At 30.9% G+C, this 15,125-nt stretch carries 12 protein-coding genes and 1 pseudogene; 6 read left to right on the top strand and 7 right to left on the bottom strand.

Annotation, left to right across the window (positions count from 1 at the left end):
* The 5 genes from AOG55_RS06570 to AOG55_RS06590 all read left to right on the top strand — a co-directional run.
* A partial coding sequence (locus tag AOG55_RS06570) for a DUF2079 domain-containing protein (RefSeq protein ID WP_084779420.1) occupies positions 1-1,312 on the top strand: 1,312 nt, incomplete at its 5' end.
* A gap of 263 nt (positions 1,313-1,575) precedes the next feature.
* On the top strand, positions 1,576-3,186 hold the full coding sequence (locus tag AOG55_RS06575; protein ID WP_162216769.1) for a DUF2079 domain-containing protein: 1,611 nt from the start codon (positions 1,576-1,578) through the stop codon (positions 3,184-3,186).
* A 118-nt stretch (positions 3,187-3,304) separates the two neighbouring features.
* Positions 3,305-3,970: a hypothetical protein gene (locus AOG55_RS06580; protein WP_048102243.1), complete on the top strand. Its 666-nt coding sequence runs from the start codon at positions 3,305-3,307 to the stop codon at positions 3,968-3,970.
* 64 nt (positions 3,971-4,034) lie between these two features.
* On the top strand, positions 4,035-5,510 hold the full coding sequence (locus AOG55_RS06585; RefSeq protein ID WP_048102242.1) for a cytosine permease: 1,476 nt from the start codon (positions 4,035-4,037) through the stop codon (positions 5,508-5,510).
* The gene (locus AOG55_RS06590; protein WP_048102241.1) at positions 5,486-6,130 is read left to right on the top strand and encodes a hypothetical protein; all 645 of its coding nucleotides are present in this window, start codon (positions 5,486-5,488) and stop codon (positions 6,128-6,130) included. The genes AOG55_RS06585 and AOG55_RS06590 overlap by 25 nt, the downstream gene beginning before the upstream one ends.
* Before the next feature lie 341 nt (positions 6,131-6,471).
* Here the strand turns inward: AOG55_RS06590 and AOG55_RS06595 are convergent, their stop codons facing one another.
* From AOG55_RS06595 to AOG55_RS06610, 4 genes are all read right to left on the bottom strand, one after another.
* Positions 6,472-7,542, bottom strand: coding sequence for a glycosyltransferase (locus tag AOG55_RS06595; RefSeq protein WP_048102240.1), 1,071 nt, complete (start codon positions 7,540-7,542; stop codon positions 6,472-6,474).
* 133 nt (positions 7,543-7,675) lie between these two features.
* The gene (locus AOG55_RS06600; RefSeq protein ID WP_052656850.1) at positions 7,676-8,578 is read right to left on the bottom strand and encodes a glycosyltransferase family 2 protein; all 903 of its coding nucleotides are present in this window, start codon (positions 8,576-8,578) and stop codon (positions 7,676-7,678) included.
* Between the two features lie 56 nt (positions 8,579-8,634).
* A complete protein-coding gene (locus AOG55_RS06605; protein ID WP_048102239.1) occupies positions 8,635-9,738 on the bottom strand; it encodes a glycosyltransferase family 4 protein in 1,104 nt (367 codons plus the stop codon).
* A 53-nt stretch (positions 9,739-9,791) separates the two neighbouring features.
* The gene (locus tag AOG55_RS06610) at positions 9,792-11,090 is read right to left on the bottom strand and encodes a glycosyltransferase (RefSeq protein WP_052656849.1); all 1,299 of its coding nucleotides are present in this window, start codon (positions 11,088-11,090) and stop codon (positions 9,792-9,794) included.
* A gap of 694 nt (positions 11,091-11,784) precedes the next feature.
* Between AOG55_RS06610 and AOG55_RS06615 the strand changes: the two genes are divergently transcribed.
* Entirely contained in the window at positions 11,785-12,597 is an 813-nt protein-coding gene (locus AOG55_RS06615) for an isoaspartyl peptidase/L-asparaginase (RefSeq protein WP_048102238.1), read from the top strand.
* A gap of 9 nt (positions 12,598-12,606) precedes the next feature.
* Here the strand turns inward: AOG55_RS06615 and AOG55_RS09680 are convergent, their stop codons facing one another.
* The 3 genes and pseudogenes from AOG55_RS09680 to AOG55_RS09890 form a co-directional block, all read right to left on the bottom strand.
* Positions 12,607-13,707 (bottom strand): amino acid permease, encoded by a 1,101-nt coding sequence (locus AOG55_RS09680; RefSeq protein WP_084779421.1) that lies wholly within the window; start codon positions 13,705-13,707, stop codon positions 12,607-12,609.
* Positions 13,673-14,968: a zinc ribbon domain-containing protein gene (locus AOG55_RS06625; protein WP_055041061.1), complete on the bottom strand. Its 1,296-nt coding sequence runs from the start codon at positions 14,966-14,968 to the stop codon at positions 13,673-13,675. Before AOG55_RS06625 ends, AOG55_RS09680 begins: the two co-directional genes overlap by 35 nt.
* 29 nt (positions 14,969-14,997) lie before the next feature.
* Positions 14,998-15,125 (bottom strand): annotated as a pseudogene (locus AOG55_RS09890) (IS607 family transposase); the annotation flags it as partial.

A 15,125-nucleotide genomic window follows, 5' to 3' on the forward strand; every position in this document is an offset into this window, starting at 1 on the left:
TAAAAATTTTAATTTTAAATCAAATAAGGTGTATTATTATATATTTTTTATTTCACTGATTTTTTTTATAATAGGCATAGTGCATATCGGTTCTGCAGGTTCAGTGATATCAGAGGCGCATGGGAATACAAATTATTTTAATAATTTTAAATCCAGCCTTGATAATAAAATTTTTACGGTATTCCTATTCTTAGCACCCTTTTTTATGCTTCCAGCATTATCAAAGAGATGGTTACTATTAATGCTTCCATTCTTTTTTTTATCCTTCTTCTCAGGATATCCAGATTATGCATTCCCAAATGGCCAGTTTTACCAGTATTACAGCGCAATAATTCCATTTTTATACCTAGGTTTTATTGATGTACTGTCCAATTTAAAATTTAATGATGACCATTTAATAAAAGAAAACATTTTTAGGATAAAAAAATATGTTTCTGCAAAATATAAAATTGTAATTGCCATGTTCATTATAATTATATTACTGGCACTGTTCTATGAGCCCTACGGAATATTTAACAATGATACCCAGGCTAATTTTGACCTTAAGGGAACATTGGATTATAACCTTACAGAATATCACGACCTTAAAAATGTTGTTAACCTAATACCCGGAAATGCCCCATATATAATCTATCAGAATAGCATGCCAGAGGTTAGCTTTAGGGATCCAATGGCGCAAACTAGCTATGTTTGTTATATTCCAGATAACCATACATTTTACATTAATAATCAATGGACAAAAAACATTAATTATGTTGTAATAGATCCAAATTCCTGGTTTTGGTTTGCTAATAACGGTGCAAACAACAGCATTTACTCTGCATTTAATTATTATATTTTAAGTGGTGATTACAGGGTTAAGGCCGAAGATAATAATGTTGTGCTTCTTGAAAAAAATTATAACGGAAAGCCAGTTATTTATGATCCAGACAATTATGTAAATGCTTATAAAACTCCTCTAAAAATTAATAATACAAGCGGAAGCACATTTTTAGCAAATTACATTTCGTTACAGCCCGGAAATTATACACTTAGTTTATGTGTGTATACCAATAACATATCAGAGCAAAATTATATTGAATTAAATCTTACATATTTATATGAGTTTAATCATAAAAGCTGGACAAAAGTTCCACTATTTAATATAAGCTCTGAAAACATTAAAGTTAAAAATACGTTTGAAGACATAAAATTTAATTTAAATATACCAGTGGAAATGGCAGGTGTCAATCTATACATAAATAAATATAATGGAACAAATTATTTTGAAATAAAATCAATAAAAATGCATCAGGATAATTATATAGTGTAATATCTTTAATGTAAATTCAAATAGCCCTTTACTATCCTTAATTTACGTCCATATTTATGTATTTCCTTATCAGCCATTACTCATTTATATCCATTGCTATGACATAATTAGTCTTGATAATGAATCATTGCTTGGAAATGCACCTATGTTTTAGTCCTTCTCTTTAAATTTAATACATTCTTTTTGATGTACAAATTAAATATTAAGATCTAATGAAATTGAACGGACATAATTTTATATTTAAATTTACATACACAATTTATATGAACGGGATTTTTAACAATCAACATTTAGTTCTTAAGCGCAGGAAGTTCGATAAGAACCTAATTATAACTTTAATAACAGGAATTATATTTTCTGTAATATTCTCGGCATATTCCATTTATAAATATTATTCACTTGATGCATCTGCATATGACCTGGGCCTTCATTCAAATATATTATGGAATGCAATTCATGGAGAATCATTTTATACCGGGCTTTTGGGAGGTAATTTTTTAGCTGAACATTTTGCACCATTTGAATATCTGCAGCTTCCATTATATTATTTATATCCAAGCCCGGTTTCCCTGCTTTTATTCCAGGACATATTCCTTGCAATCTCTGTAATACCATTATATGAGATTCTTAAATTCCTTTTAAAGAATAAAATAAAAAATGATTTTCTTTATTCGATAATAATTTTCATAACATTGTTTTCGTATGAACTATCACCGTTTACTGCAAGCATTTACTCCTTTGATTTTCATAACATGGCATTTCTTCCATTCTTCATTTTTATGGCTATATATGCATATCTTTACAATAAAAAGATATTAAATATTGCAATGTTGATATTTATAGTTACACTTCATTCAAATTTTGTTTACATTTCACTAATGATTATTCTTTTTGAAATGGTATACAGCAGGAAATATAAGAATCTAAATTTAATGTTTTCAGAAATAAGACCTAAATGGTTATTATTGGTATTATTTATTTTATTTACATTAACAGGATTTGCCTATATTGAGTTTGCAGGAATAATGAAGGGAATTATTTCAGGACATGTATCATCTGTCACACTAACCACCGGCGAATCAGGAACTGTTCCCGGCGGATTAATGGGCATGGTCAGGGCATTATTCACAGACCCGGCATATTTATTTTCGTTTATATCCGCAAATTACATGCTCAAAATTTCATATTTAGTTTTATTATTTGCAACAACCGGTTTCATGCCGTTGTATTTTCCTGAAATATTAATAATAGGTCTTCCTTATTTTGGGTATGCATTTACATCTTCATATGGATCATATTACACATTGGGATACCAGTATGCCGCAATGATATATCCTGTTATGTTCTTGGGCATTGCCTTTGGAATCTCAAAAATTATTGATAATTTAAATTCAAATAATAAGAACAGGTTAACGCCAAAAAAAATATATAATTATTATAAAAGCCATGGACAGAACAACATTATAAAGGTGATAATAGTTATATTAATAATTGGATTAATTCTTGGCCTTGTATATAATCCACTGGTTCCATATGATTCAATGGCACCAAATGATATATCTGGAATACACATGACGCCTGATACAAGATTCCTATTGAATGAGAGAAAGTATATACCTGAAAATTCAACAATACTCGTTGAGAACAATTTAATGCCCTTATTTTCTGATTATAAGAATGTTTACTCACCACCGTTTTCCCCACTGCCCAACTATACAGAATTTGACTATATAATATACATGAACAATACCTTCTGGGCGGATACAGGTGGGAACAACAGTTTAATTTACATAGCAACATATCTGCTTGACCATGGTTATATAACGCCATATGCAGAGTACAATAATCAGGTAATAATCCTTAAAAAGGCTTAAAATAAATCAATGGTATTTTTATAGTATAAACAAAGATAAAATATGTATTATTTCATAATTTTACCATGATATTCCGAAAGTTTATTTATTCAAATATTAATTACATGATGGTGTTTTCTTGATAAGAATTGGCGTGATTGTTCCTGCCGATAATGATACTGTTCTTGAAGACTTAAAAATTGGCCTGAATAATAAATATGAGATAATTGACTACAGAATGGAGGAAACCGGGACCAATGGATATCCTGAAAATTGTTATGAAGAGAATAAATTCATTGATGATTTAAACAATGCCGGAAATTATTTTAAAAGAAATAATGTAAAATACATTGTTTACGGCCGTGGATATGGCACATATAATGATATGGGCAGGGAATCAATAAAGGCAATTCTTAAAAAGTATGCAGAGGGTGTTTTGCTCCCAACTGATCTTATAATGCATAGAATTATTGATTCAAATGTAAATACTATTTCAATTGTTTTACCATATACAAGGGAAAGAGGGATAACAGATATAAAGATGTTTGATGAAAAAAATATAAAAGTTGAGCATGATTTTTATTTAAACACAGATGACGGAAAAATAATCTCAGGCATTGATGGTGATAGGTTATGCAATTTATTTAAAGAAAATTCGGATTTGATAAAAAATAGCAAAATCATAGTAATACAGTGCACCGCACTTCATACTGCGGATATAATTGAAAAACTAAAATTATTGGCCGGCACTGAGGTATTATCATCAAATTCGGTCATAATTGATTATTTAAGCCAAAAAATTTAAAAATATGCAAATTTATTTAATTAATTCATTAAAAGTTTTAAGTATACATTAACTATATATCACCATGAATAAAGACCATGACAGGTTATTATGGAATCCTGATATAGCCCCGGTAAATAAAAATGTAAAGAACTGGGGATATCTACCGCTTCTTGGTGTTTGGGCAAGCATAGCCGCACCAAACTCCATGCTTGTTGGCAGTGCTGGAATAGTGTTTGGGTTTAATGTTGTCCAGGTTATTTTAATAGCCCTAGGCGGTGACCTAATAACATTGATACCCTTAATTATACAGAGCCATGGCGCTGTTAAGTATGGGCTTGCAGAGCCACAGCTTGACAGGACAAGGTTTGGTATATGGGGCACATACATCCCTTCATGGATCAGGTTCTTTGCCGCCATGGGGTATTTTGGGGTGCAGACATTTCTTGTCACGGAGGCGGTCATGGGATTTGTGCTTGAGATTACTGGAAAGGCATCAATACTTGCAGCTTATAAATCTGTTACACCCTCACTTCTTGTATCTCTATTTCCAGATCTTTTCTGGATTACATTTATATCAATAATTATTGTTCAGACGATAATTCTGATACTTGCAAAACCCATTAGGGGATCGCCATCGCTGAAAATGCTTGGCTATGTAATGCCGTGGGTTTCCATTATTGCATTGACATTCACATTCGTTTACTTTGTATCATTATATCCATCCGCCCTTGTATCGGCACTGCATCAGCCATATGCACCGATATCAATATCCATAATACCAATATTATTGATATTTCTTGTATCAAACATACATGCAACCCAGATTATTAGCTGGCCTGATATGATGAGGTTTGGCACGGATTTCAAGCACATGGTTGTTGGCCAGATAGGCCTTCCTATATTCTATACACTTGTGGTGGCCTATGGTGCAATAATGTCGGCAATAACAGAGGTTTTAACAAACAGTGCAACCTATGATCCGAGCCTTCTAATAATAAGATTCATAACTGTACCGGCAATAGCCATATTCATACTGATCTTCTATTCATTTACAATGCTTAACACAAATATATTCAGCAATGTGGTCCCGCCAATATATGACCTGAACAATACATTTCCATCCAAATTAACATGGTTCAGGGGGACAATAATCATCACGGCGCTGGGAATATTAATAGGTGCATGGTCGCTTTATTTAAAGGGCATTTATGTGTATTTCAGCACGTGGATTTTATTTATATCAGGCCTTCTCGGGCCAATAGCCGGAATTATAGTTGCAGATTATGCAGTATTAAAAAGGTTTAAATTAAATATAGATGATGTTTATAAAAGAAATGGATCATATACGTATTTAAAAGGCTTTAATCCTGTTTCAATAATCACGCTTATAATAACATTCCTCATAGTTTTTGCACCGTTGTATGGAATAAAATATTATATATTTATAATTCTTAAGGATGCCTCGTGGATATCAGGGTTTATCATAGCATTCATATTATATTTAGTATTGAGCATTATCCTGAGGGATAAAAAATGGGAAAAAGCATCGGAATTATAATATCATCGGAGCACCCAAGGTTTGATGAGGAATATAAAAAAACATTCATTAATCTTGGTTATGGAGTAAAAAAATACATCATGGATTTTGTTCCGGGCCATGGCCTTAATGATGATGAAAAAGAATTAATAAAGAACCATATGGAAATTGCAGGCAAATCATTGGCGGATTGCGATGCCATTCTCTACGCAAGATCCTACGGTGCATTTTATGATGATGGCATTAAATATATAAGATCATTTTTTGATATGCCCGTAATATTTTCCACCGAGAGCATCATCAAAAATATCAAAAAATATGGAAATAAAATATATACAATAACACCTTATGCGCAGAAAAGGCATGATCTTGAGATAAGGTGGCTCAACCATTATAAGATCAGGTCATCGGCATCAATGTCCCTTGGCCGTGATGATGGCTATCTTAAATTTATAGAGCCGGATGACCTTAACGAGGCTGTAAAAATTGCAAACAAGTCGTTAAATATTGATGCAATTTATATAGCATGCACATTTATGCCGGGGATATCCGGAAGGAATGTTATTGAGAGGGGTTCAAAAATACCCGTGATTTCCGCCAATGGTGCCATGTTAAATGACTTCCTGGAATTAAATATTTAAAATCATTTTACTCACAATTTATTTGTATGATATTCGGAAATGGATACCTTAATAAACTTATTGTTTTACAAATAACTTGCCCTGTTTTCCTTATATTCCATTAATGGTGTTGCCACAAATCTATTATTTATGGATAATGATGTGTGTTCTATCCTATAATTATAATATTCCATTCCTTTAATTGGAAAAGAATTATATACCATATTCCGTTATTATTGCTTTAGGTTTGCCATATATTTGTATTGATTTTATTAGTCTTATTAATCTCAATAATAAATAGCTCATGAAATGGAAGGATTTTTGTTTAATTATAAATAGCCAAGATCAGTTGAGCAATTAGGTTAATTTATAACATCATTTATAAAATTCAACATGCTTTCTTCAAAATTTTTTTGAGAAAATCTGTTTACAGATTCATGTATATTTTTGGCATCTTCATAATTTATGCCTTTTATAATATCAGGGCATTCGTATATATTTTTATATGAATACCCGAATTTACCCCTTGATACTATATCAATCCAGGGACCACCACTTTCCGGTACAACCGGAATGAGCCCATAGGACATTGCTTCTAAGACCGATATACCGTAATTTTCTTTGGGGTTTAAATGAAGGTAAATTGATGATTTCCTGTATAATTCTATCTTAGTATCATTATCAATATTTGGAATTATATTAACATTATTGGGCTTAACCGATAACAATGATTTATAATACGCTTCCATACCTTTATTTACCGCACCTGCTATTGTAAAGTCATAATTCTTTAGATGCCTGGCTATTTCAAATACATATTCATAATGCTTATCCGGGTGTATCCTTCCAATGCTTATAACCCTATTTTTCTGCTTAATTGAAAGGTCTATATTATGGTTTTCCACGGGAATGTATATTACCCTTGCCTTAGATGGCTTTATGCCAAGTACCGGGAATAGGTTCTTAGCGAGATTTTCTGTATAAATGCTATTATACATAAAATTTGATTTATTATATAATTTATATATGCCAAGAGTTTTAATAATAAATAACATGGTTTTATTTATAATCTGGCCCGTGGAATCAATAATCGGGTCAAGGAAGGAAAAACCATGCATGACGTTTATATTTCCTTTATAAAGGAATACATTTGGATGATTGTTGATTATAAGCTGAAATCCTTTATTATTATCTTTCATAAACCTTTTGGTTTTTAGGGCATAATAATAAAGTTTAAAAAATGGTATATTTTCATAGTATTTATATGGAGTTTTTATTATATTCTCAGCATTAAGGTATGTAGCATATCTATCACTTTCAACAAAGGTTTGGTACTGGTTTTTCACAAGGAAGTTTATAAGTATATTTGCAAATACCTGACCGCCACCGATTCTAGAAAATTCATCAATTACCATAGCCTTTTTTATTTCCATGATTTATAAAGTGATTACATGCATTAATAAATATTTTATATGGTAATAATATAAAATATGAGACTAAATCATTATTAATATATCTTAATGGAGGCCAATATACCTGAAATTTTATGTATAAAAATAAATGCATTTATATGTTTTGATTTCTTTTAAATGCTTTCTTAATAAAAGCTTTTTTAACAATTCCTGGTGATAAACTCATAATCATATATATAATTCCTATTTTATATTCATATGACTGCTTTCTTCCATGCATAAAACTAAAAATAAAACGAAAATAATATGTAAATCCAATCTTAATTTTGCTGTTATAAATTTTCATAAGAAATCTGTTTAAAAGCATATCATTTATTATTATCTTTGATAAATCTGGAAACATTTTTTTATATTCATTTAACTGTTTATAGATCATTTCTGAAACATCATACTGCATTTTTATAAATTCGTCTATATTATTATGCATTTTAACCGAGGTGCTGTTATGTAGCCTGTACATTGTAAATTTTAAATCAGTACTGCATATTCTCGCATTTTTTGATAAGGCGCAGTAAAAAATAAAATTATCTGGGCAGGTTTTTATGCTCCTTAAAAAATTCATATTTATTAATTCTTTCCTTATTGAAATCGACGATAAATTGAATGATAGATTATTTGTATTATATCTTTTAATATCCATCTCATTTGATGTAAAAACTTTTTGAGAGTTGTGTAAATAATTACACAAATTACTAAATTTTTCAAATATAATTGTTAATTTATTATGAGAAAAAAGGTCATCATCATCTAAAAATGAGATTACATCACCCTTTGAAACAGATATCCCCTTGTAGAGAAATTCTCCAATAGTGCCGTCCATTATTATATTTATAATACCATTTGAATTCAGAAAATTATCTATATTTGTATCTGTAAAATTTTTAACAACTATAATCTCATAGTATTTCCTTTCCAGATTTTGGTTTAAAACACTATTTACTGCATCAGTAAGGAATTCCTGTCTGTTATATGCAGTAATTATTACAGAGATAAACATAATTCGTTATAACTCTTATTTACTTAAATTATACTTAAAAATTTTATCTTTATTTATCAATGATTTTGGGATTGATTAAGTTCCTCCATTAAACTGTATATTCCCGGAAGAATCTTATTGCAGTAATAGTCACTTGCCCTTGAGATAACATTCGGTCTTATTTGTTTTATTATGTATTTATTATTTACAAGCCAGCTTAATTTCTGCTTTAATTCATCCTCATTGTTTACAATAAATCCATTCTCACCATCTTTTATCAGCTCATTTGTTGATGGAATGGAAAATGCAACCGGAATGCATCCATAGGACATTGCCTCTAATAGCCCAATGCTGAACCCCTCATTAATGGATGGAAATAATATAATATCCGTTATTTGATAAATTGCCTGCAGCAGATCATTATCCACGTATCCTAAATTAACAACATTTTCTTGGGGATTTTCATCATTATATCCTGCAGTTATGAGCGTTATATTATCAATGTCTTTAATAGTACGTTTTGCTATGTTTAACCCTTTTCTTACAGGATCCCTGCCAACCCAGAGCAGTAAAGTTCTGCCGGAATTTTTGAGCTCATCTATAATATCAAAGTTTTTATTTATTTTATATGGCGGTTCTATGCAGGTATTTATAACATTTATATCATTTCTACCTGTTTTTTCCTTAAAAAACCTTGCTGTATGTTCTGAAACAGAAATTACCATTTGTGATTTTCTGCACGATGCTATTTCAAAAAATCCGTCGATACTATCCAATATATATGATATTATATATTTAATTGAATGGGATTTTGTCCTTAATTTTAAAGTTTCGCTAATGCTCCCGTGCAGGGTCATTAATGTTTTAGCTCCCTTTATAAAAGGAATTAATGAGCCATTATCCCCATTAATATGGATGATATCATAGGCAGATTTGTTTTTATTTACGATAAAATAAAGTTTCAGGTTATAATAAAACTTTGCCAAGCCAATTTTCCAGACAAACTTCGGTATATAAACCTCCATTGGGCTGCAACCATTAATTTTATTTTCACTTGCGTATGCAATTTCAACAATATTTTTATTTGATTTCAAAAAATTTGCAAGTTTGTATATATAAGATTCAACACCTGCACCGTTTTTACCATAAGGGTTCCTGTAACTTATTTCAAGTATTCGCATAAATTAACATAATATATTTATATCTTTAATATTTGTTACATTACAACAATTGTTCATTTATTGAATAAATATTTATCTATTAACCTTGAATGCTCCATGGCAACATTATCCCATACATGTATTTTTATAAATTTTTTCTCCGATTCATTTAATTCTGAAAACCTTGAATCCTTGAGCATATTTAGGGCTGCTGCTGCCATGGAGTTTATATCAAATTCCTTAACCATTTTTACGTTGGAAAAGCCCTTAAAATATGAAAGACCGGGTATATCATATGCAACTACCGGAACACTATATGAAAGTGCTTCTAAGATTACCAGAGAAAAGGAATCGCTATGTGATGGGTATAACAAAAGCATTGATGTTTTAAGTTCTTCCCTTAATTCTTCATCTGGTAAATATCCTTTATATTTTATTTTTTCTGTTAATCCGAGTTTTTTAATCATTGAAAAGAATTCATCTTCCTCATACTTTGTGTTAAATTTTCCAATAACTTCTAGATATACATCAATTCTTTCACTAATTTTTTTGAATATATAAGGTATCTCAAGAAGCCCCTTCATAAAATTCAATCTGGAATAATAAATTATTTTGTTATCTTTTTTTGCAGGTGCCTCTATGTAGCCCATAAACCCACTTGATGGATATAAAACCTCAATTGGTACACGGGCTTTTAAATTTATATTCTTTTTCTGTGATGGATTTAAAAGTGCAATAAACTTTAAGTTTTTATCATAATTTAGCCGGGTTAATTGTTCTTTTATGTAAAAATAGTCATAAACAAATTCTAAATACGGGTAAAAAAAATATTTTCCCATCTTGGCAGATAGGTAAGAAAATGAATAAAAACTGTAAAATAAATGATTGTTAATATCGCCCAGCCCTTGGATGCATATGCCGTAGTTGGAATCTAATAGTTTTGAAAGGTATCTTGTATAATTTAGATAACCGCTTTTAAGTCCGTGGTATAATGCATATAAATAATCCATATTATAAATTGCGTCAACATCAGATTCTTTAATATATTTATCCATTAATTCAAATTTATTTTTTCCATTTTTTTCTATAATTTTATAAAATGCGTCTGTAATTTTCACACCGTTATCCTCAAAAAATTTTGCATTCTCTTTAAGAGTTTTGATCTTATTTTGATTTATATCTGAATATATCACAGGATCTGGAAAATATGTCACATCATATCTTTTTGCAAATCTAACTAATACCTCTTTTTGATGCCTTGACCCGCCGCTGATTTTTTTGGAAAGTATATCTGTACCGGTAACTCCAAGTTTCATTGATGTTGGATATTTATATTTAAACAAAAATCTTCCGTTTAATGAGATATTTATCATGGCCTCTTACAATAATCACTCTCTTTTTTACATTTGATATTCTCAAATGAGTTCCATAATAAATTTATTGCTTTTCATATAACGTATCTTCCTTTTCTTCATATGCCGTTGATGGTGTTACCGCAGGTCCATTATTTATAAACAATGACATATGTCGTTATGGATGGTTTAAACTTAAACATATCTAAAGAGATATTGATGATGTTCAATATTTATTATTTAATATATTCGATATCTTCCATGAGAATATACCATTTGAATACATTGAGATTATCAATTCATCAATGCTTATGGACTTATTATTGTCTCTTATTGCACTGTGGAATTTATTATTTATTTTCTCTGACCTGATAATGGGTAATCATTCCTTATTTTTATTATTAAATTCTATATATTTTTATCAATAATTTTAGTTTTTCTTCCTGTCTTCTATAATTTATTCTTTCCATATTTTAAATAATTGTAATATATTTTATTGATATACCTTACTGAAACATTGTAAATAAATATAATTTAGTTGATGATTCTCCTTTTTCTTTCTGTTTTATTATATATTTTAATTTTTTATTGTTTAACTTTACCTTTTCTTTAATTCTCTTTTCTATATTATAATGCTTATATAGGAAATCAACTCAGGACACGATATTCACAATTTATTTGGATAAATTATTAATTTTTATTATAATATAAGACCATGAAAAATTCGGTATTAATACATGGCGGTGCTGGATCGCCGTCATCAATGAGCATCATTCTAGAGGGCATATTGAATAAAATAGAATATGATGATGACCCATTAAACGTTGCCGTAAATTCGGTTGTTTCAATGGAGGATGATCCGGCATTTAATGCAGGCACGGGGTCAGTCCCAAGGCTTGATGGAACCATACAGATGGATGCTGCTGTCATGTCTGATGGTAATTTTGGATCTGTAATATGCATAGAAAATGTAAAAAACCCTGTTCTTGTTGCACGGGATGTTATGCTTAACTCGCCGCATATAATATTGTCAGGTGACGGTGCCGTAAAATTCGCAAGGTTAATGGGCTATGATTATTATGACCCGCATACAGAGAAATCAAGAAATATGATAAGGAAATTTTATTCTGAGTCCTTTAATGGGAATGTCCCTGCTATATTTAACCGTAAAAAATCTGGTGATACTGTTGGTGCAGTTGCAAGGATAAACAACAAATTTGCCGCTGCAGTTTCAACAGGTGGATCGTTTCCAATGCTCCGTGGGAGGGTTGGTGATTCCCCATTAATAGGTGCTGGCATATATTCCGGACCTAATGGTGCAGTTGTTGCAACCGGCATTGGAGAGGAAATAGCAAAAAAATTATTGAGCTATAAAATTTACTCAAAAATAAAAACGGATTCGCTTGAAAATATTGTTAAAAACGAGGTGAATTCATTTAGGACAAGCTGTGGAATTATAGCCATAACAGATGATGAATACATTGCATACTCAAATACAGACATGGCTTATGCATATAAGGAATTTTAAAAATTTTTATTATTTTTCAATTACTGTTCCGGTATCAATGGAACCTATGTTTTTTATTGATGTTATATAAACGCGGGTTCCGCCGTTTTCAATAAACCTTAAGGATGCCAGAATTTTGGGTTTAATAGTACCCTCCTCAAAGTTGATTTTATTATAATAATCAAGCATTTCATCATATTTTATTCTATTGATTTTCCCCTTTTTATTTTTGTAATCCAGATAAACATTGTCAACATCTGTTATTATAATAAATTCAGACGCGCCGATGGATGTTGCCAGCAGCGATGAGCTCAGGTCCTTGTCTATCACACCATCAAATCCGTTATAACCATTCTGATTGTCAGTGACAGGTATGCCGGCTCCTGACCAGTTAAACATGCCTGTGAATGCAATTGACAATATTGCATAAACAGCAACAACGATAATTACTGTAAATATCATTGCACGTGGAATTGTTTTTGCCGGATTTTTAACCTCGCCTGATGGTATGACAACCCCCTCAAATCCAGTATATGCAAAGAAGTCAAGGGCCATGGCAAGACCGAGACCTCCCAGGCCAAACGGTAAAAATGGTTTGAAATTCGCAATTTTGAACACAACAAAACCCACAATGGCAAATATTACAAGAGGGACTATCTTCCCAAATGTGGTGACTATTGAAAAGATTGTGCCAAATTTAACACCAAGAATATTAATAACGGTAAACACCGCCAGTGCAATAAGTGATATTGCTATGCCAAGCGGCGTTAAAACCAGACCAACAGATAGTCCAGGAACATAATAACCTGTGTATGTAATAAATATATCGATAATTGCAGCCGTGCCTGTGAATGCATATATAAAATACCCCCAGCCAAGTACAAAGCCTGTATCATTGCCCAGGGCCTTTCTTGGAAGGGAGTATGGACCACCGGTCATTGTATATGTTGACCCAAGTTCTGCATAAATCAGGCCAAGAATCATAATAATAATGCCAGCACCCATAATTGCAGGAAGCGCAAAAATACCCGAGCCTATAATACCACCAACACCTATGCCAATTAAACCTATCAATCCAATATCCGTTCCTGAAATATTATGCATTGTTATGCACATACTTCTTGCAGTCATTGAAATTCTCAATAATTACATGATCTGGATGGTACAGGTAATTATTCCTCATAGAATACCAAGAGGAACTGCCACTCACGGTAAACGGGGTACCGCAAAGGTGTAATCCCCTGACAGAAATAGATAATGATGATAACCTATCCCTGTTAAAGGTTACACCACAGTTACTGCATTCTGATATTTTCCAGATTGGGTGCTTTAATTTTTCACCACATACAGGACATTCAGAAAAAGTCCCCTCTGGATTTACATATAATGTTTTATTTTTTGATTTATAATCTATAAATCTTTGAAACAATCTGTATGGCCATGTATTTATATCTGTTCTGAACCTTTTTGATTTATTGTTTTTATTGCTTGCCTTACTGTCCTCATTATTATTTTTATTATTCCTATTATTCTTATTTTTTCTTCCCTCCTTTTTTATATTTGTTAAATCCTCGAATACAAAGGTCTTATCACTGTTATCATTGACAATTTTGGTTGTTAATTTCTGTAATTTATCCCTTATTATATTTCTCTGCCTGTGCCTTGATTCCTTTAATTTCCTATTCCTTTTTTCAGGATTCTTAATATGCCCCTGTATCTTTGTTCTCTTCCTTGCATAGTCCCTCTGAGTCTTTGCTATATCAGATGTATCTATTGTATTTGTTTCAACTATTTCATTGTCCTTTATAATTGTATAATCAATTGTTTTAAAATTTAAATCGAATCCTATTATATTGTTATTTATTAAGGGTTTGTTTAAACTTCCTATTATAAATGTAATGCATACCTTATTATCTGTTAATAATACCTCTGATATTTTATATTTGGAATATTCATTGTATTTCCTATTTTTATCAACAATATCAATATATTCATACTCATTTGGCCTTATTGTTATCCTTAGTTTATTATTATCTATTCTTATTAATTCAGAATCTATCCTCATAGCCAGTCTTTTAGCCTTAATAATTTTTAATTTTCCATTATTATTCTTTTTGTATGACCTTAATATTGCTATTGCATTCCTGCATGCAGGATTGATATGGTGCTTTGCATAAATTATATTGTTGTCATAATAATTTTTTAATGATTTTCTTAAAACAATAGGGGATGGTAATTCATTATTGTTGGATTTTGCCATTGAATATGCATTGATTATTGCCTTGTTTATTAAATCCCTCATATCATTTAGATATTTTAGAATGGTGCCACTTGGTTTGTATTCGAACACTATGGTTCTTTTATCACCATTGGATTTCCATGGGTGTGTCATTCTTTTACAGCCTCCAATATATCCTTCATCTTATGCGACCTGAGACCATAAAGCCTTGCTGAAAATAATGTTATTATGGATATCAAATCATTTTTTAATTCCTCATTGGCTGATAATATCTCTTCTCCATCTGTTTCTATTATTTTTGTATTATGCA

This window comes from Acidiplasma cupricumulans (assembly GCF_001402935.1).
Lineage (GTDB): Archaea > Thermoplasmatota > Thermoplasmata > Thermoplasmatales > Thermoplasmataceae > Acidiplasma > Acidiplasma aeolicum.